This is a genomic window from Clostridium sp. YIM B02551, from assembly GCF_022324735.1.
Taxonomy (GTDB): domain Bacteria; phylum Bacillota; class Clostridia; order Clostridiales; family Clostridiaceae; genus Clostridium_T; species Clostridium_T paridis.
This window is the reverse complement of record NZ_JAKGTF010000023.1, coordinates 1-18,699: the sequence shown is the minus strand read 5'-3', so window position 1 is coordinate 18,699 and position 18,699 is coordinate 1. Positions and strand designations below refer to the sequence as shown.

Below are 18,699 nucleotides of genomic sequence, written 5' to 3'. Positions count from 1 at the left end.
GAAACAAAAATCTAGTAGTAAATTTAATAATATTCTTAGTTAATTACGTAAGATAAATAAAGGAGGAACTTAAATGAGTTTAAAAAATTCAAGTGACAGCAAAAAGTCAATGAAAATTATTTTGGCTATAACAATTACTGCGGTTATGATTATACCTATGATATATTCTTCAATATATCTAGGTGCTTTCTGGGATCCATATGGTAGTCTTAAAAATGTGCCAGTTGCTTTTGTAAATCAAGATAAATCAGTTACTAAAGATAACAAAAATTATGAAGTAGGTAAGGAATTAGAAGAAAATCTTAAGGATAATGATAAAGTGTCTTGGAAGTTTGTAAGCTATAATGAAGCTAAAAAAGGGGTAGAAGGGAAGGACTATTATGCAATGATAGTAATTCCAGAAGACTTCTCTAAGAAGATAGCTGATGCTCAGGATGGAAAATTTAATACACCAGAAGTTATATATGAAGGTAATACAGGAAGAAATTTTATATTTTCTCAAATTTCTCAAAGGGTAGCTGAGAGTCTTAAATCAGAAGTAAGTTCAAATATACAAAAGGAAATCTCAAAAGCATTAGTGGACAACTTATATAATGTTAAAGTTTCAATAAGGGATGCTGGAGATGGAGCTGGAACGCTTCAAGACGGAACACAAAAGTTACTCGATGGTGGAAATGAATTATCAAAAGGCGTTGGACAAGCATATGACGGCTCTAAAAGTCTCAATAATGGAATTGGACAATTGCTAAATGGTAGTGATTCTATTTCAAGTGGATTAGGTTCAGCTGCAAATGGATCTAAAAATCTTAAAGATGGATTAAATACACTTTCATACGGTGAAGAAAAATTATATATAGGTTCTGGAGAATTAATCAATGGGTTGAATACTCTAAAGCTTGGAATATCACAACCTAATAATAAGATAAGCGAACTACAAAAAGGTGCATCTGAGGTTAGTAAAAATGCATCTTTGATTAAGCAAGGTACTGATGAGTTAAATACTACGTTGAAAACTAAACTTACATCTGCAGGTGATGGAGTTAAATTAGCATCAAATGGTATTAATCAAGCTGATGTACTATTAAAGGCTGAAATAGATAGCATAAACAATTCGAATATGAGTCAGGCTGATAAAGATTCATTAATTAATGCTATAGGAATTATAGATAATGTAAATGCTTCTAATATTGGCTCAAATATTGGTGATCAGTTAAAAGCCTCAGCAAACGTAGCTGATGATTTAGATAAAAATATGGAATTATTACAACTAGGTACCAAGGGAGTTTCAGATGGAGTTGATCAAGTAGTTACTGGATTGGGAGAGTCACAAAAATCAGCCGTTGCAGGTATAGATAGGCTTTTAGCAGGAGCTCAAGGAATACAAAGTGGAAATGAAGCAATTCTTGGAGGATTAAAGACAGCTACAGAAAAAACTGGTGAGCTTTCAAATGGATTGGGTCAGCTTAATAGTGGCACTAATTCATTAAAAGATGGCTTAAAAACTGCAAGTGCTGGAAGTATAGGTTTAGCAGAAGGACTAAATAAGTTAAATAGTGGTTCTGTAGATTTAGCAAATGGATTAAAGGATGCTAATGATGGAGCTGAAAAACTTAGTAATGGATTAAATGATGGATATAATGAAATGAATAGTAATCTTAAATTTACTTCTGATGACATGTCTAAATTCGTTTCTGAACCAGTAGCTTTAAAGGATAATTCTATAAACGGAGTTAAGTACTATGGAGAAGGTTTGGCGCCATATTTTGTTTCATTATCATTATGGCTTGGAGCTATGTTTGTAAATCTAATAATGTCTATTATAAAACGTTTGGATATTGTAGAAAATAAGTTTTTAAAGAGTTTTATTGGAAAGTTTTCAGCAGGATCATTAATGACAATAGTTCAAGCTTTAATTTTAAGTTTTGCATTAGTAAAAGGATTAAAAATTGATGTAACAAGTATACCTAACTTTTATTTAAGCAATATGTTTATATCAGTAGTATTCTTTAGTGTAATGTATGGAGTATCTTATGCAATAGGAATTATAGGTACACCAATTATGTTTGTTGTATTTTTACTTCAACTCTCATCTTCAGGTGGAACATTCCCTATAGAAACTGCACCGACATTCTATAAAGTTGTAGGACATGTTTTCCCAATGACTTATTCAATAAATACACTAAGAATGATCATATCTGGTATAAATTCTTCAGTGCTTCATCAAGATATTAGAATAATGTTAACATTTATGTTTGCTTTTTTAATTGGTGGATTTCTAATTAAATCATTAATAAATGTAATTTTTAAAAAGAATAAATTTGTTAGTAGCTTTGAAAGAGATGCTGAAGCAGCATAAATAATATAATCAAAAGATTATATAAATAAATTTATAATAAAGAGCCCTAAAATGAACTGCCCCCTGTCAAGTAGACAGGGTAAAATAATAAAAAATTATGCTATTAAGGTGTGGCTCCTATATTCAATTGGAGCCATACCTTTTAATTTTTTTTGTAGTCTTTTAGTATTATAAAAATCAATATATTCATCAATAGCTTGTTTGAGTTCTTCGTATGTATCAAATCTTCTTAAGTAGTACATTTCAGTTTTCAATATCCCCCAAAAACCTTCCATTGGCCCATTATCAATACATCGTCCTACCCTAGACATACTTTGTGTTGCATTAATAGCATTAAGTTTATTTCTAAAGCTACTACTTGTATATTGAAACCCGCGATCACTATGAAATAGTGGCGTTGCGGTCGGATTAGATAAAATTGCTTTATCTAAAGTATCAAACACTAGCTTATTATTATTAGAAGCACCTAACACATAAGAAATAATGCTGTTATCAGCAAGATCTAGTATTGCACTTAAATACGCCTTTTTCCCATTGGATAGTTTGAATTCAGTTACATCAGTTAACCATTTTTCATTAATCCTTTCGGCTGTAAATTCTCTATTTAATATATTTTCAGCAGTTATCTGAGGGGTACTATAAATATAGTTCTTTCTTTTCTTTCTAATAACCGCGCAAATATTCATAGATTTCATGAGCCTATAAATACGTTTATTGTTATATCTTGAGCCCAATCGTCTATTAATATTTAGCGTTACACGGCGATAGCCGTAAATACCCTTAACTTCCGAATAAAGCTTAGTAATTTCTTCTAACAGAGCTCTATTTTCTTTATCTCTAAAAGTTTCTGAATGATTTAACCATTTATAATAAGAAGCGCGTCCAATTTTTGCGCATTTACATAACTCAGTAATTGAATATCCTAATTCATGTAGTTCTTTTATTGCGATATATTTACGCTTTGATAATAAACGATTTTTACCTACCTCCTTTCTATTTCCTGCAATTTTTTTAGGAAATCATTCTCCATTTTCAAACGTTTATTTTCAGCCTCTAGAAGCTTTAGTTGCACAGAAATTCTATCAGATTCACTTAAATCTTCAAGTTGTTTATGTTTACCGCGTCTATCGACTAGCGCGTCATATCCATTTTTATTATATTTATTTACCCAAGTATAGACTTGTTGATAAGAAACGTCATATTTATTAGCTGCTAGACTATAATCGTTAGCGTTAGCAATGCAGAATGAAACTATTTCAACTCTTTCTTCATAAGTAGTTTTTCTTCCATTAGTCATAATTCTATCTCCTTTGTTGTTATGAGATTTAGATACCTTATGACCATTATTATACTGTTTTATCCAACGGTGGAGAATACCTATTGTTCGAATTCTGTATTGCTTGCATATATCATTTAAAGATCCATTGCCCATCATATAATCAGTTATTGCTAGAAGTTTTAAGCTAGAATTATAATAAGTATTTTTAGTATTAGGAATTAACCCTTCCGGGCCGAAGGATCTATATTTACGAATCCATCCTTTAATTCCACTTACACTTACTCCTAATTTTGTAGCTGCTTCAATTACACTAATCTGTCCTTCTAAATAGTCTTCTATAATTTTTATCTTAACTTCAGGTAAAATGTTGCTTTTTCTTCCCATAATAAAATGCTCCCTCTATAGTTACAGTTTTATTATTTTAACTGTCTACTATAAAGGGAGCATATCAAAACAGGGCTCTTTTTCATTTTTATGAATATAAATAATTATTATTACATAATTTTACAATTATTATTTAAAGGAGTAAAATTAGATGGGGTGATATATATGAGGGGAAAAAATAATTACTTCGAAGCATTAAAGGTATTTGCTTGTGTTGCAGTAATTGCAATTCATGCAACAGGCTCGCTAGTAGTAAATAAAAATTTATCATTTACAACTAATTGGTGGGGAGCTATAGTATATAATTCTATAGGTAGATGGGCTGTGCCAATTTTTATAATGATAAGTGGTGCCTTATTATTAGAAAAAGAAAGAAAACTTAATTTAAAAAAGAGGTTAATAAGAATTGTTATACCTATGGTATTCTGGGGGATTTTCTATTACTTATTTAATTTATATGGAATGGGATACATTCATACATTTTCAATTTATGATATGGTGAGTGAGCTATTATTGGGTACTACATCTTATCATATGTGGTATTTATATATGTTGCTTGGATTATATCTTTCTTTACCAATTATTAAAATATTTATTAATTCTGCTTCAAAGAATGATATAGAATACTTTATTGTGATATGTTTTGTTATAAGTGGTATTTTACCATTAATCACAAAATTTTTAGGTATTGATGTGAATATAAAAGTAACTATATTTGGGTGGGAAATTGGATACTTTGTGCTAGGATACTATTTAAATAATTATAGATTAAATAAAATTCTAGAAAATATAATATACCTAACAGGATTTTTAAGCATTTTTGTAACCATATTTGGAACTACTGAGCTGTATAAGAGTGGAGGTCTAGATCAGTTTTTCCTAAGTAGTGGCTCAATAACATGTATTTTAATGTCAATGGCAGTTTTTATTTTATCAAAGAATTTCTTTAATAAAAAAGATGATATATTTGAGATGCTATCAAGTAACACTTTTGGTATATATTTAATTCATCCATTTTTCTTAACCATTATAAAAATGAACGTCTTTGGAGTAGATTTAAGTAATATAACAGGTAATACCATTATTGATATTCCAATAGTTATTTTTTTAGCATTTATGGGTAGTTGTTTAATAGCAATTATATTTAGAAAAATAAAATATTTAAAAAGAGTAGTGAGTTAAAATCTATTATATACTTAAGCTATAGGAGTGATAAAAGTGAAATTTAGAATTAATATACTAATGTTTGATGAATTTGAAACCTTAGATGTCTTTGGGCCGGTTGAGATATTTGGGAAAATGCCAGAAGCAATAAAACTTAATTTTATATCTCTTAATGGAGGAATTATTTCAAATAGTCATGGGGTAAAAGTTGAAACTAATATTTATGAAGAAGATTTATCATTTGAGGAAATATTATTTATTCCCGGTGGAGCAGGAACAAGAGATAAAGTTCAGGATAAAGAACTTATAAAATTAATTGACAAAATTGCTTCTAAGGCTAAATATATATTAACTGTATGTACTGGAACAGCTCTTCTTGCAAAGACAGAAATACTTAATAATAGAAAAGCAACTACTAATAAAAAGGCATTTGCTTGGGTTGCAGAGCAAAATGAAAAAGTATTGTGGGTTAAACAAGCTAGATGGGTAAAGGATGGAAACATATATACTTCAGCTGGAGTATCAGCAGGAATGGACTTAGCATTAGGATTTATAGAAGATATTTTTACGAAAGATAAAGCCTTAGATATTAGCCAGAGAATAGAGTATTTATGGAATGAAGATAGAGAAAATGATCCTTTTTCAAGGTTATATGATTAAAAGTGAAATATAGTATTACTATTGAGTATTGTACGACAATATAGTATACTCATTTTTAGTGATAATTATTGTGTTTTTTGTAGGTCGCTATATTAGTTCTCAGAAGAGAACCTATTCATTAGCGACTTTTTTGATGTGAAAAACTTAAATTATTTTGATAGAAATTTATACTAACATAAGAAAAGGACTGATATAATGAAAAATAAATCAAATGTTATACCCTATACTACAGCAGTAATTACTAATTTTATATTTGGACTTAGCTTTTTATTTTCAAAAAAAGCTTTAAGTGTTGCAGACCCTTTTGCATTACTTTCCTTTAGATTCTTAGCTGCGTTTCTTGTAATGACATTGTTAATAGTATTTAGGATAATAAAGGTTAATTATAAAAACAAACCTTTAAAGTGGCTTATCATTCTTGCTTTTATAGAACCAATTATTTATTTTATTTTTGAGACTTACGGAATTCAAAGAACATCAACATCCTTAGGCGGCCTTATGATAGCATTAATTCCAATAGTAGTAACAATCTTAGCTGTATATATACTAGACGAAAAACCAAGCTTAAAACAAGTAATTAGTATAATAGTATCAGTGTCAGGTGTTGTTATAATAATATTAATGGATAGTTCTAACGAGTCAGCAAGTTCACTTTTAGGAGTTTTATTATTAGCCGGAGCAGTGTTTTCAGCTGCCTTCTTTAATATAATTGCCAGAAGAATTTCTAGACATTTCACTCCTTTTGAGGTTACTTATTTTATGATGTTCTTAGGTGCAATATGTTTTAATGGAATTTCAATTATTAATCATTTAATTAATAATAATATGTCAGAGTATTTTAAACCTTTAAGTAGTACAACCTTTATTACTTCAGTTTTATATCTGGGAATTTTATCATCAATAATAGCTTATTTTTTAATCAATTTTACACTTTCTAAGTTAGAAGCCTCAAGGTCCTCAGTATTTGCTAATATTTCAACAATTGTATCAATAGTTGCTGGAGTAGTATTTTTACACGAAAGCTTTCATGTATACCATGTTATAGGTTCAATAATGATACTTGCGGGGGTATGGGGGACAAACTATTTTAAAGGGAAAGCTGATTAGCTAGTGATATAAAAATCAGGTAGTATGTATGCTACCTGATTTTTTAGTGTCTGAGCATATTTGAATTAACATTGAAAATACTAACTTAAAACTAATTTATCTATTAAACCATTTATTTGCGAGCTATTAGTACTTAACAAAGCTTCAGTAATTACAAAGAATCTACAATTGTTAGCTTTATTCTTAATATAGGAATAAATAATTTCAGTCTGATCAATTTCGTCTCGTCCAATTTGTATTGAGGAATTTAATATTTCAGAATTGAAGTAAGCATGAATATAAGTTTTTATATTTAACTTTAATTTTTGAAGATTATCCAATTTATCTATGTAGCTATACAGTATTTCAGTTCCACTAATTAGAAATATTTTTACATTTTCATTATTTAATGGCTCAAGTAAAACAATATTTTTATTTTCTTTTGTATATTCAATGACTTTAACTTTATTTATTAGATAATTTACAGAAGTTAGATAATCTCTATATTTTGCTGCATTTTCGAAATCAAAGTTTTCAGACGCAGTATTCATCATAGACTCAATTTCATTAATAATACTTTTATCTTCATTATGTAGAAGATTAATAATTTTGTTAATCGTAATCATGTATTCTTCTCTAGGAAGTTTATCCATACACATTCCCATACATAAACCCAAAGAATAATTTAAACAAGAAGACCCTCTTTTTGAGTTATTAGAGCATTGTATTTTACAAAAATCTTTAAGATTATTAATCCCTTTTTCAAGGGTATTTTTATTTTTGTATGGCCCAAAATAAATAGTTCCATCATCAGTAGTAACGCTTTGAGAAAGTTCTAGATTAGGGTATTTATCGTTAATATTTATTTTTATATATGAATAAGAATTTGGACTTTTCATTAATCTATTATATCTTGGTTTAATTTCCTTAATAAGTTTACATTCAAGCATAAAAGCCTCGAATTCTGTATCAGTAAGAATAAAATCAAAATCTTTTAAGTTTTGAACTAATTTTATAACCTTTGGTGAATGAGACTTCGAATTTTGAAAATATGATCCAACCCTGCTTTTTAAATTTTTAGATTTACCAACATAAATTATATTATTTAAAGAATCCTTCATAAGATAAACACCAGGAGTAGAAGGAAGTTCTTTTATTTTATCTTTTAAATTCAAGATTTTTTCCTCCACAAAAATATATTAATTAATTTTATCACTATATATGAAAATATCCAATGGATACTAATGTAAGCATGTTTTTAGTAGCATAATTAATACTTTTCTAGACAAAATAAAAATGAAGTTGTTTATAACTCTTCATATAATTTAAAACTAAGGAGGAACGTAATTATGAAGAACAAACCTGATGATAGAAGTAATAATGTAGAGAGAATTCAGCATAATATTAGTAATACTATAAGAAACTGTGAACTTGCTGATGAAACTATAGAAAGAACTGATGATCCACATACTAAAGAAGTGTTATCAGCTAAAAATGAAAGAAGAGAAGAAGCATTAAAAGGCATGAGAGAAGAAATTAGAGATGAAGCATTACATAGTAGGCGTGAAAAATAGATAAAGGCTACTTTTGAGGTGATAAAGCCTCTATTTAAATAAGAAGTATCACTTAATTGTGATGCTTTTTATTTTGAGAAATAAATACAATTAAGAGGTGATTTAAGTGAGTATAAGTGGAACATATTTATTACCACATCCACCAATTGTAATTCCAGAGGTGGGAAAAGGCGAAGAAAAGAAAATAAGTGATACTAGTGACAATTTTCATAAAATAGGTAAAGAAATAGCTGAAAAAAAGCCCAGTACAATTATTATCATAACTCCCCATGGAGTAATGTTTCAAGATGCGATTTCATTAAGCTATGAAGAGGAGATTCTAGGGGATTTCAAGAACTTTCGTGTCCCTAATGTTTCAATGAAGTTAAAAATAAATAAGGAACTTACAAATAAGATTTATGAACTTGCATATAGCGAAGGGATATAATCGGTTATAGCTACAAATACTTTACTAAATAAATATAATTCCTCAGTGGTATTAGATCATGGAACTATGGTTCCCTTATATTTCATCAATAAGTACTATGAAGATTATAAACTTGTGCATATAACCTATTCGGCCTTGAAAGATATGGATTTATATAAATTTGGTATTTGTATAAATAGAGCAGTAGAAGAATTAAATGAAAACTGTGTGCTTATAGCAAGTGGTGATTTATCTCATAAGTTAAAAGAAGAAGGACCTTACGGATTTGATGCTTCAGGTGAGAAGTTTGATAAGGAATTTCTTCATTGTTTGCACATGGGTGATGTAAAGGGTGTTTTTAATATAGATAAAGGAACAATATATAATGCAGGAGAATGTGGTAGAAAATCTATTGCAATCATGCTTGGCACGCTAGATGAAAAGAAATTTATTGGTGATTTATTGAGTTATGAGGGAACATTTGGAGTAGGGTATGGAATAATGAAGTTTAATATTATATCAGATGGACCATCAAAATTAGAAGAATTAGAGGAATTAAAGAACAAAGCTTATGAAAATATAAATAATCAAAAAGATCCATATGTTAAACTTGCAAGGGAAAGTTTAGCTACCTACTTAAGAACTGGAAAAGAATTAAAAAGTATCCCTGATTATGTTACAGATGAAATGAAAGATAAAAAACGAGGAGTGTTTGTATCGTTAAAGAAACGCGGAGAATTAAGAGGATGTATAGGGACTATATTTCCAATAACAATTAATATTGCTGAAGAAATAATTCGTAACGCTATTTCTGCAGGTATAAATGATCCAAGATTTTATTCAGTTGAAGAAGAGGAATTATTAGATATAGATTTTTCAGTAGATGTTCTTACAGAACCAGAAAGAGCCTCAATAGAAGAACTAGATCCAAAGGAGTATGGAATTATTGTGAAATCCAAAGGAAGAACAGGACTTTTACTACCTGACTTAGAAGGAGTGAATACAGTTGAAGAACAGCTGGCTATTGCATTAGATAAAGCAGGAATAGATTATGATGAGGAATATGAGATACAAAAATTCAAGGTAATTAGACATAAAGAAGAGTAGGAAGGATTAAACTCATGAAAAAAGAAGCTATGTTTTATGAAAAATTGAATAATAAAATACATTGTTATTTGTGTCCACATAATTGCGTAATTGAAAACGGACATATAGGAAAATGTAATGTAAGAAAACATGAGGATGGAATATTATATACTTTAAATTATGGAGAGATAACTTCAGCCTCATTAGATCCTATAGAAAAGAAACCACTTTATTATTTCAAGCCTCATACTCAAATTTTATCAGTTGGAAGTTTTGGATGTAATTTTACTTGTGAATTTTGTCAGAACTATAGTATTTCTCAATCAGTTGCTAAAAGTGATTATGTACCTCCAAAGAATTTGATTGAAGCTGTATTAACAACTAAGAATAATGTTGGATTAGCATTTACTTATAATGAACCTAGCATTTGGTATGAATATATGTATGATTCTTCTAAGCTCTTAAAAGAAACAGATGCAAGTAAATCTGTAGTAATTGTAACTAATGGATATATAAGCGAAGAACCCTTAAGAGAAATACTTCCATATATTGATGCTATGAATATTGATTTAAAAAGCTTTAGTAATAAATATTATAAAGATCTTTGTGGTGGGAGCCTTAAACCTGTATTAAACACAATTGAAATAGCTTCAAAAGAATGTCATGTAGAAATCACAACATTATTAGTAAGCGGAGAAAATGATAATTTAGAAGAAGTAGAGCAAATATCTAAGTTTTTAAGTTCTATTAATCCAGATATTCCACTTCACCTTTCAAGATATTTTCCTAGATATAAGTTTGAGAACTCGCCAACAGATATTAACTTTATGAAAGAAGCAGAGAAAGTGGCTAAAAAATATTTAAATAGAGTTAATTTGGGGAATATATAATATAGATAGAATTAATAATTAATATTATTAAGGAACAAATATTAGAGGAAGGTGATGATAGTGAAAAATACATTGTTAAAGAATGGATTAGTTTATAATTTTGAGCAAGATAAATATGAAAAAAAGGATATTCTTATAAAGGATAAAAAAATAGATAAGGTTTCAGAAAGTATAACAGAGACTTTAAGTGATTTAGAAGTTATAGAGTTAAACGGTGCCTATGTTTCACCAGGAATTATTGATTGTCATACTCACCTTGGAATAATAGAAGAATGTACAGGGAAGATTGGGCAAGACAACAACGAAACATCCGAATCAGTTACGCCTCAGCTAAATGGTATTGATGGAATAAATCCTCTTGATGTGTCTTTCGAAGATGCGGTAAGGTCAGGAGTAACATGTGTAATGAGCGGACCTGGAAGTAACAATGTTGTTGGGGGAAGAAATGTTGCTGTAAAAACTTATGGAAGAATTATAGACAAAATGATAGTTAAAAATCCAGTAGGGTTTAAAATAGCATTGGGAGAAAATCCACTTGCAACCTATGGAGTAAAAGAAAAAGCTCCAGTGACAAGAATGGGAGTAGCTGCATTAATAAGAGATTTATTTATGAGAACAGAAGACTATATAGCTCGTAAAGAAGCAAACAAGCTAGATGAAAGAAATATAAAATTAGAAGCAGTAATTCCTGTTATAAAAGGAGAGATACCACTTCGTGTTCATGCTCATAGAGCAGATGATATAGCAACAGCAATAAGAATTGCAGAAGAATTTCATATAAATAAAATGGTAATTGAGCATGGAACAGAAGCACATCTTATTAAGGAGTACATAAAAGAAAAAAATATACCTATTGCCTATGGACCATTACTAACACCTAGAATAAAAATGGAACTTAAGGCTAGAAAATATTCTAATATAGTAGAATTAGTTGGGGAGGGAATTACAACTGCATTAATAACAGATCATCCCTATAATTCAATAGACTGTTTAAGGTCAATTGCAGCAATTGCTGAAGGGGAAGGTTTATCTCACAAAGATGCATTAAAAGCAATAACCATAAATGCTGCAGAAATTCTAAATTGTGGTGACAGATTAGGTAAATTAGAAGCAGGGTATGATGCAGATATCGTAGTTTATGATATGGAACCACTAGATATTAAATCAAAAGTGAAATATACAATAATTGATGGAATTGTTGTTTATGATGCTAATGAGAAAAGATGCTAAAAAAGATGTGAAATTCACATCTTTTTTAGCATGAAATTTACTTTCCAAATCTTTTTCGATAACCACATTTTCTACATAGTTCCTCTACTGCAGTTCTATTAGAAAAACCATTAAATAAATTATTAGATCTTTCATTTTCAATAATTTCACCAAAAACTTCAGTATTAATATTTCCTAGATTAATGATACCTTCTCCATCTAAACAGCAAGGTATAACTGTACCATCAACTAAAATACCAACTTGACTTCTAAGTGCATAACAAAAACCAATTCCGTCATCTTCTTTTTCCTGTAAACTTGGCCAATTAAATTCGTGGTCTTGATTTAAATATATTGAATCATCGATTCTGATACCTCTAATAGGGTTTATCCTATCTTGAATTTTGTAATCTAAATTAAATTCTTTTTCTAAAATTTCAAGTATATGTCTATTCTTAAATACCTGAAGGTTTTTTTCATCATCTTCATCTAAGTTCCATAATCTAAGTGCTGAAATTATGTTGTTTTGCTTTGCTTCCTTAGCAAAGTTTATAATATTATTTATATATTCATCTTTATTTTTTGAATCCTCATTCCCATCAAAACTATGTAGAGAAAAGTTTACTTGTCTAAGTGCAGGTTTTGAAATCAGCTTATCTTTAACCTTAGTGATAAGAGTTCCATTTGTTGTTATGTTAACTTTAAACCCTTTTTTAAAGCTTAAATCTAAAAACTTATCAATCTCAGGATGCAGTAGTGGTTCACCCTTTATATGAAAATAAATATATTCTCCATATGGTTTTATTTGGTCTAGTATTTTATCAAAGGTTTCAAGGGACATAAAACTTGAAGGTCTATTTGTTTTTGGACAAAACTTACAAGAGAGATTACATACGTTAGTAATTTCTATATATATTTTTTTGAATTTCTTCATAGGTATTAACTCCGTTTCCTAGGATACTTTGTTTCTATATGAGAATATCATTTTTTATATAATATCACAATCTTTAAATATAAGATGATGAGAAATTTATAATTAGGATATGATATAATTTTCATATGGTATTTATTACAAGATAAGTGAAGAATAAATAGAGAATTTCTATATTAAGGGGGATTAATAAGTGTTATTTTTTGATAAATGTTTAGAATTAGATGCCAGTATCCTAAAAGATATTGCGCTACGAGCCTTTGAAGAAGATAGAATTAAATATGGAGCTATACCACCAAATATAGATACTTTAGAGTGGCATATATCAAAAGCTCGGGATGGTATGTACTACAAAATTATAAGAGATGATAAGATAATTGGTGCATTTAAATTATATGAAATAGATAAAGAACACTTTAGATTAGGTGCTATTTTTATTGATCCAGAGTACCATAATGAAGGTGTAGGCTCAGAGACACTAGAGTTTATTGAAAAGGAATATTCGCATATAAAGAAATGGTCTTTAGATACGCCTTATAAAAACTTTAGAAATCAATATTTTTATGAAAAACATGGTTATGTAAAGGTAGGAGAGTACAAGCCATTAGAAAATAATTCTATGATTTTATTCGAATATAATAAAGAAAAGAAAAAAGATGTTGAAAAAGTTGTTAGGAAGTACTTTAAGTCATGGATAGATAGGGATGAATGTGTGCTAAGAGAAGTGTTCGCGGAAGAAGTAATATATATTGAATCTTATGGGCCTGTATATAATGGACTTAAAGAAATTCAAAAGTGGTTTAGAGATTGGAATAAACGGGGGAAAGTTATAGCTTGGGATATAAAAAATATTGTAGTTACTGAAAATACAGTAATATGCGAATGGTATTTTAAAAATGAATTTGATGGCAAAGTAGATGATTTTAATGGGGTATCATGGATAAACTTTGACAAGTTTAATAAAATAATTCAACTTAAGGAGTTTGCAGCAACAATTCCTAATTACTTACCCTATAGAAATAAAGAAGTTTATAATGAATAGCAAATAGAAGAGGAAATCCCTCTTCTATTTTATGTTCAATAATAATTACATAATTGAAACACTTCTACATTCATCAGCACATTGCCTGCAAATATCAGCGCAAGACTTGCAGTGCTGATCATCATGCATCTCACATTCAACTACACATTTATCACATATTACTGCACAAAGATTGCATATTTCTTTAATACTTCCGCTTCCTCTAGACATGAAACAGGATGATGTTGTACAGATTTCAGCACAGTCTTGAAGTGTTCTAATGCAATCAATCCTAGATTTTACGTCTGATTCGTGCAAACATAGGTTGAGACATTCGTTACAGATTTGGGAGCATTTTGAACAAATATCAATACAGGATTGATGTGGATTTCCGTTAGAAATAAGTGAACTTACAGGTATGTTCATAGCTACTGGCATAATAAAGCCCTCCTTTATGTACAAAATTTAACTAGATTTTTAATCTTAAAATACAAGTTTATTATTTACTTGGGAGGGTTTATTATTCAAATAAAAATATCGATTATTGTCCTAGTTCTTCCCAGTGGGCATTTGCTTCCTTAAGTTCAATAAGTGAATTGGTCTTATCCTTAGCCATAATAGCCCCACGAAGCCTTGCTATATCAGCATCAAATAAATTAATCTCATCTCTTTCAGAACTAAATTGAACAATTTTAACCATCTTATCCCAAGAGGCTGATAGTTGATCTACCTTTTTAGAAGCATCTTCCCATTTTTCATCCTCAATATCACTAATTATTAGATCAATAGCTCCGGGGATAGTTATATTGTGGACTGGGGTTCTTTTTAGAAAATTTCCACTGAGCATTATTAATACAAAAAGAGCAATTGTTACTATAGGGATGGAACTTACAAAAAATTTCCTCAAGCTTTATTCCTCCTCAATATGGTCCTTTATAATCGCCAATATCGGTTACTTTTTTTATGTGATCCTTATATTTATCAATATATAAGGATCCGGATGGAGTTAAAGTTGCTAGAAAAACTTCAGAAATATCATTTATTCCATGAGCTTGTAACTGCTTATTTATCCAGTTATTGCTTTTATTTAATTGTCTTAAATTTTCTTGTATTAATATTCCGTCATAAATAATTTCGGTACTAATACCAGTTGAAGTTTTTGTTATGTTCATGTCCTTAGCTGTTAGTGGCTCATATTCAGGTTTTTTTAGCACAGATAATTGACCATTAGGTTCTATAATAGCAAAATCTACTTGATTTAAATCAAAAATATCTTTGTTTCTGAGTAATTCCATGATATCTGTAACTCTATATTTCATTTTCCTAAGTGCATCTTCCATTATTTTACCATTCATAATAACTATAGTTGGTTCACCTTCAATATACTTTGCTGCATATCTCCACTTCATAGTTATATATTCCATTAAATAGCCTAGAATAGCCCATACTAATAAACCAATCCAATGTGGCCAAGCTCTACTTGAAAGGTCAGTTGTAAGTGAAGCTGCAATGGAACCAATTGTAATTCCAAGAACATAATCAAAGAAAGCCAATTGACTTATTTGCTGTTTTCCTAATAGCTTGGCAAAGATTAATAATGTAAAAAATCCGATAATGGATCGAACTAAAACTACTAAACCTTCATTCAATTTAATACCCCCTATAATGATAATATGTAGTTAGTATTAGAAGATTTAACATATTTATTCTGTGATAATTAGTTTATATTTTTACCAATGCATAGGTATAATAAATAATGGATTTTAAAGCTAACTATATAGTGATAGTACATGGAGGATTATATGAGATATGTTATTGTTTGTGTTGTAAAAGGAATAGCAGGGTACTTTAACGAGAACTTGAGGAAGGAAATATGGAATAAGTTTAAAGCAAAATCATCAAAGCTTCCAGCACACTTTACTATAAAAGCACCTTTTGAATTTGAGGGGAGTATTAATGATCTAGAGGAGTTGTTTCAAGAGTTCTGCGCAGAAGAAAAAGCAGAGCCTTTTAAACTATCTGGATATGAACATTTTAATGACAGGGTAATATATATGAAGGTACTGATGCCTCTTGAAGGAAAGAGAATGCATGATAGATTAATTGAAAAGATGATTCAAATTCCTTATCTAGATTTTAGTAAAAAGGATGGAAAAGATAAGATATTTCATGTAACTGTAGCTTCAAAAAATATACAATCTAAATATAATGAAGTTTGGAACTTTGTTAATTTAACTCCGTGTGAGTTTGATTGTTTTTTTGATAATATTTCTATTTTTAGGTGGGAAGAAAATACTTGGAAACTACATAATGAATTTATTTTACATAGATAAATTTCTATTGCAGAATTTATTTGTGCTACAATTAAAAGAAACCTATAATTTCTTATAAAGAGTTAGGGAACATTGAATAGGATGTGACTAATTGTGGCAACAGATATGACAAACGGAAATATTTCAAAGCATTTAATTAAATTTGCAGTCCCTTTAATATTAGGTAATATTTTTCAACTTACTTATAATGCAGCTGATTCTATAATAGTTGGACGCTTTGTAGGTACTGATGCGCTAGCAGCAGTTGGTACTGCAAACCCAATAATGAATATAGTTATTTTCTTTATTGTAGGAATCTGTATGGGAGCCTCAGTACTAATGAGTGAATATTTTGGAGCAGGAAATATTAAAAAATTTAAGAAAGAGGTATCAACTACGTTTATAGCAGGATTTATATTTACAATCATAATGATTATAATTTGTATGATTTTTACTAAGCCTATACTTAGGTTAATTAATACTCCGGAAAAAATACTCCCAGATGCAGCAATGTTTTTAAGAATTATATTTTTTGGACTTATTTTTACTTTTTTATATAATATATATTCTTCAACATTAAGAAGTATTGGGGACTCAAAGACACCGTTAATATTCTTAATAATATCATCAATTTTAAATGTAGTTATGGATATAATTTTTGTTGTTTTTTTTAAGTGGGGAGTAGCTGGTGCAGGTATTGCAACAGTAGTTGCTGAAATGTTTTCTAGTGTTTTTTGCATAGTGTATGTTTATAAGAAGATACCAATTTTACATTTTAAGAAAAATGAGTTTATATTAGATAAATTTCTTTTGAGAAAAACCATAAACTATAGCTCGGCAACAGCAATGCAACAAACTTGTCTTTATGTAGGAAAATTTTTAGTGCAAGGAGCAGTAAATCCACTAGGTATAGAGGCTATAGCTACATTTAATGCAGTAAATCGCGTTGATGATTTTGCGTTTACACCTCAGCAAAGTATAGCACATGGATTAACAACTTTCTTGGCACAAAATAGAGGGGCTAAGAAAAAGGAAAGAGTAAAAAAAGCCTTTGTTGAAGGAATGAAGATTGAAACTATATATTGGACAATTCTTGTGGTAGCTGTGTATTTTGGAGCGCATAATATTATGAATTTATTTGTTCCAGATAAGGGTTCGAAAGTCATAGAGTTTGGAGTTAAGTATCTAGAACTTATGGCGTTTTTTTACTTGCTTCCTAGTTGGACAAACGGTATACAAGGATATTTCAGAGGAATGGGTGACTTTAAAGTTACGTTAATTTCAACATTCCTACAGATATCAACTAGGGTTATTTTTTCATATATACTAGCACCAAGAATGGAGATAGTAGGTATAGCTGTAGCGTGCTTGTTTGGGTGGATAGTAATGCTCGCTTATGAAGTTCCAGCGTGCATAAAACATAGACGAGCTTATAATGTATAAATATTTACAAATAGGGGGTATATATGGAGTTGAAGAATTGGAATGAGAAGTTAAAATTATTAAAAAGTATAATACTAAAGCAAAATGAATTTAGTGAAGCTATGAAGCTATGCTTAGAGTTACATGCCATGGTACATGCATCTAGTATGTCTCATATGAATGAGAAGACATTTGAGGATGAATTATGGGAAGGGTTAAATGAAGAGATAATTCGTACTGCAATTAATTCAAAAGGTAGAACTATTGCTTACGGTATATGGCATTCTACAAGAATAGAAGACATAACTATGAATTTATTAGTTGATGACTGTGAGCAAGTTATAGACAGGGGAGATTTTATAAAAAATATTAATTCAACGATTTACGACACTGGGAATGAACTTACAGCAGAAGAAATTTTAGAATTTAGCAAACATATAAATATAGAGGAACTAAAAAGATATAGAATAGAAGTTGGTAGAAGAACAGAAGAGATTATTAAAAAACTTACTACCACAGATATGAAGAGAAAGATTCCAAAAGAGAGACTTCAAAGAGTCATAGATAAAAAAGCAGTATCAGAAGATGAGTCAGCTGTTTGGTTAATAGACTTCTGGGGAAGAAAAAACGTTTCAGGATTGATATTAATGCCAGCATTAAGACATCATATAGTGCATATTAATGAGAGTATCGCGGCTAAAAAGAGAGGAAAAATGAAAGGAAATCCTTAATAAATTGTTGAGAATGTAGGAGTACTAATAGATGGAACTATAAATAGAGTATTTATACAGTTTGAAAATTCTATAGGACTAAAACCATAATATTAAAATTAAAGCCCTCTATGTATTTAAAATGTACCCTATAGAATAGACAATTTAAAAAAGCCTATTCTATGGGGTACTTTTATGTATAATAGAAT

At 29.5% G+C, this 18,699-nt stretch carries 18 protein-coding genes and 1 pseudogene; 12 read left to right on the top strand and 7 right to left on the bottom strand.

What is annotated here, in order from left to right:
- Positions 1 to 73: 73 nt before the first annotated feature.
- Entirely contained in the window at positions 74 to 2,356 is a 2,283-nt protein-coding gene (locus tag L1S47_RS19695; RefSeq protein ID WP_238886661.1) for a YhgE/Pip domain-containing protein, read from the top strand.
- A 95-nt stretch (positions 2,357 to 2,451) separates the two neighbouring features.
- Here L1S47_RS19695 and L1S47_RS19690 read toward each other — a convergent pair whose 3' ends face one another.
- A complete protein-coding gene (locus L1S47_RS19690; RefSeq protein ID WP_373689125.1) occupies positions 2,452 to 3,363 on the bottom strand; it encodes an IS3 family transposase in 912 nt (303 codons plus the stop codon).
- Complete coding sequence (locus tag L1S47_RS19685; protein WP_238886659.1) at positions 3,339 to 4,019, bottom strand: helix-turn-helix domain-containing protein; 681 nt, start codon at positions 4,017 to 4,019, stop codon at positions 3,339 to 3,341. The genes L1S47_RS19690 and L1S47_RS19685 overlap by 25 nt, the downstream gene beginning before the upstream one ends.
- 165 nt (positions 4,020 to 4,184) lie before the next feature.
- Between L1S47_RS19685 and L1S47_RS19680 the strand changes: the two genes are divergently transcribed.
- The 3 genes from L1S47_RS19680 (at position 4,185) to L1S47_RS19670 (ending at position 6,950) form a co-directional block, all read left to right on the top strand.
- The gene (locus L1S47_RS19680; RefSeq protein WP_238886657.1) at positions 4,185 to 5,201 is read left to right on the top strand and encodes an acyltransferase family protein; all 1,017 of its coding nucleotides are present in this window, start codon (positions 4,185 to 4,187) and stop codon (positions 5,199 to 5,201) included.
- Positions 5,202 to 5,237: 36 nt separating this feature from the next.
- A complete protein-coding gene (locus L1S47_RS19675) occupies positions 5,238 to 5,843 on the top strand; it encodes a DJ-1/PfpI family protein (RefSeq protein WP_238886655.1) in 606 nt (201 codons plus the stop codon).
- A 195-nt stretch (positions 5,844 to 6,038) separates the two neighbouring features.
- On the top strand, positions 6,039 to 6,950 hold the full coding sequence (locus tag L1S47_RS19670) for a DMT family transporter (RefSeq protein WP_238886653.1): 912 nt from the start codon (positions 6,039 to 6,041) through the stop codon (positions 6,948 to 6,950).
- 80 nt (positions 6,951 to 7,030) lie between these two features.
- Here L1S47_RS19670 and L1S47_RS19665 read toward each other — a convergent pair whose 3' ends face one another.
- Positions 7,031 to 8,104 (bottom strand): UvrB/UvrC motif-containing protein, encoded by a 1,074-nt coding sequence (locus L1S47_RS19665; protein WP_238886651.1) that lies wholly within the window; start codon positions 8,102 to 8,104, stop codon positions 7,031 to 7,033.
- Between the two features lie 174 nt (positions 8,105 to 8,278).
- Here L1S47_RS19665 and tlp point away from each other — a divergent pair, with 174 nt between their 5' ends.
- The 4 genes and pseudogenes from tlp to L1S47_RS19645 all read left to right on the top strand — a co-directional run bounded on the left by tlp (position 8,279) and on the right by L1S47_RS19645 (position 12,115).
- The gene (gene tlp / locus L1S47_RS19660; protein WP_238886649.1) at positions 8,279 to 8,503 is read left to right on the top strand and encodes a small acid-soluble spore protein Tlp; all 225 of its coding nucleotides are present in this window, start codon (positions 8,279 to 8,281) and stop codon (positions 8,501 to 8,503) included.
- A 106-nt stretch (positions 8,504 to 8,609) separates the two neighbouring features.
- Positions 8,610 to 10,016: pseudogene (gene amrA / locus L1S47_RS19655) on the top strand (AmmeMemoRadiSam system protein A).
- A 14-nt stretch (positions 10,017 to 10,030) separates the two neighbouring features.
- Positions 10,031 to 10,885: an AmmeMemoRadiSam system radical SAM enzyme gene (amrS, locus tag L1S47_RS19650; RefSeq protein WP_238886647.1), complete on the top strand. Its 855-nt coding sequence runs from the start codon at positions 10,031 to 10,033 to the stop codon at positions 10,883 to 10,885.
- 54 nt (positions 10,886 to 10,939) lie between these two features.
- A complete protein-coding gene (locus L1S47_RS19645; RefSeq protein WP_238886645.1) occupies positions 10,940 to 12,115 on the top strand; it encodes an amidohydrolase in 1,176 nt (391 codons plus the stop codon).
- 37 nt (positions 12,116 to 12,152) lie between these two features.
- Here L1S47_RS19645 and L1S47_RS19640 read toward each other — a convergent pair whose 3' ends face one another.
- Positions 12,153 to 13,028 carry a radical SAM/SPASM domain-containing protein gene (locus L1S47_RS19640; RefSeq protein WP_238886643.1) on the bottom strand — a complete coding sequence of 292 codons (876 nt, stop codon included), beginning with the start codon at positions 13,026 to 13,028 and terminating at the stop codon, positions 12,153 to 12,155.
- 190 nt (positions 13,029 to 13,218) lie between these two features.
- Here L1S47_RS19640 and L1S47_RS20780 point away from each other — a divergent pair, with 190 nt between their 5' ends.
- Complete coding sequence (locus tag L1S47_RS20780) at positions 13,219 to 14,067, top strand: GNAT family N-acetyltransferase (RefSeq protein ID WP_238886625.1); 849 nt, start codon at positions 13,219 to 13,221, stop codon at positions 14,065 to 14,067.
- A 45-nt stretch (positions 14,068 to 14,112) separates the two neighbouring features.
- Here L1S47_RS20780 and L1S47_RS19630 read toward each other — a convergent pair whose 3' ends face one another.
- From L1S47_RS19630 to L1S47_RS19620, 3 genes are all read right to left on the bottom strand, one after another.
- On the bottom strand, positions 14,113 to 14,484 hold the full coding sequence (locus L1S47_RS19630; RefSeq protein WP_238886623.1) for a four-helix bundle copper-binding protein: 372 nt from the start codon (positions 14,482 to 14,484) through the stop codon (positions 14,113 to 14,115).
- A 103-nt stretch (positions 14,485 to 14,587) separates the two neighbouring features.
- Positions 14,588 to 14,953: a DUF4363 family protein gene (locus L1S47_RS19625; RefSeq protein ID WP_238886621.1), complete on the bottom strand. Its 366-nt coding sequence runs from the start codon at positions 14,951 to 14,953 to the stop codon at positions 14,588 to 14,590.
- A gap of 13 nt (positions 14,954 to 14,966) precedes the next feature.
- The gene (locus L1S47_RS19620; RefSeq protein WP_238886619.1) at positions 14,967 to 15,695 is read right to left on the bottom strand and encodes a DUF421 domain-containing protein; all 729 of its coding nucleotides are present in this window, start codon (positions 15,693 to 15,695) and stop codon (positions 14,967 to 14,969) included.
- Positions 15,696 to 15,848: 153 nt separating this feature from the next.
- Between L1S47_RS19620 and L1S47_RS19615 the strand changes: the two genes are divergently transcribed.
- The 3 genes from L1S47_RS19615 to L1S47_RS19605 all read left to right on the top strand — a co-directional run bounded on the left by L1S47_RS19615 (position 15,849) and on the right by L1S47_RS19605 (position 18,511).
- Positions 15,849 to 16,379: a 2'-5' RNA ligase family protein gene (locus tag L1S47_RS19615; protein WP_238886607.1), complete on the top strand. Its 531-nt coding sequence runs from the start codon at positions 15,849 to 15,851 to the stop codon at positions 16,377 to 16,379.
- 93 nt (positions 16,380 to 16,472) lie between these two features.
- Entirely contained in the window at positions 16,473 to 17,801 is a 1,329-nt protein-coding gene (locus tag L1S47_RS19610; protein ID WP_238886605.1) for an MATE family efflux transporter, read from the top strand.
- 23 nt (positions 17,802 to 17,824) lie between these two features.
- On the top strand, positions 17,825 to 18,511 hold the full coding sequence (locus tag L1S47_RS19605; protein ID WP_238886603.1) for a DinB family protein: 687 nt from the start codon (positions 17,825 to 17,827) through the stop codon (positions 18,509 to 18,511).
- The last annotated feature ends 188 nt before the right edge of the window (positions 18,512 to 18,699 follow it).

What these genes read in the sequence shown, in the direction of transcription:
- L1S47_RS19615 (WP_238886607.1), top strand. Translation starts at nt 15,849, where the DNA reads ATGAGATATGTTATTGTTTGTGTTGTAAAAGGAATAGCAGGGTACTTT.
- L1S47_RS19630 (WP_238886623.1), bottom strand. Translation starts at nt 14,484, where the DNA reads ATGCCAGTAGCTATGAACATACCTGTAAGTTCACTTATTTCTAACGGA.
- L1S47_RS19645 (WP_238886645.1), top strand. Translation starts at nt 10,940, where the DNA reads ATGATAGTGAAAAATACATTGTTAAAGAATGGATTAGTTTATAATTTT.
- tlp (WP_238886649.1), top strand. Translation starts at nt 8,279, where the DNA reads ATGAAGAACAAACCTGATGATAGAAGTAATAATGTAGAGAGAATTCAG.
- amrS (WP_238886647.1), top strand. Translation starts at nt 10,031, where the DNA reads ATGAAAAAAGAAGCTATGTTTTATGAAAAATTGAATAATAAAATACAT.
- L1S47_RS19670 (WP_238886653.1), top strand. Translation starts at nt 6,039, where the DNA reads ATGAAAAATAAATCAAATGTTATACCCTATACTACAGCAGTAATTACT.
- L1S47_RS19640 (WP_238886643.1), bottom strand. Translation starts at nt 13,028, where the DNA reads ATGAAGAAATTCAAAAAAATATATATAGAAATTACTAACGTATGTAAT.
- L1S47_RS19685 (WP_238886659.1), bottom strand. Translation starts at nt 4,019, where the DNA reads ATGGGAAGAAAAAGCAACATTTTACCTGAAGTTAAGATAAAAATTATA.
- L1S47_RS19605 (WP_238886603.1), top strand. Translation starts at nt 17,825, where the DNA reads ATGGAGTTGAAGAATTGGAATGAGAAGTTAAAATTATTAAAAAGTATA.
- L1S47_RS19695 (WP_238886661.1), top strand. Translation starts at nt 74, where the DNA reads ATGAGTTTAAAAAATTCAAGTGACAGCAAAAAGTCAATGAAAATTATT.
- L1S47_RS19680 (WP_238886657.1), top strand. Translation starts at nt 4,185, where the DNA reads ATGAGGGGAAAAAATAATTACTTCGAAGCATTAAAGGTATTTGCTTGT.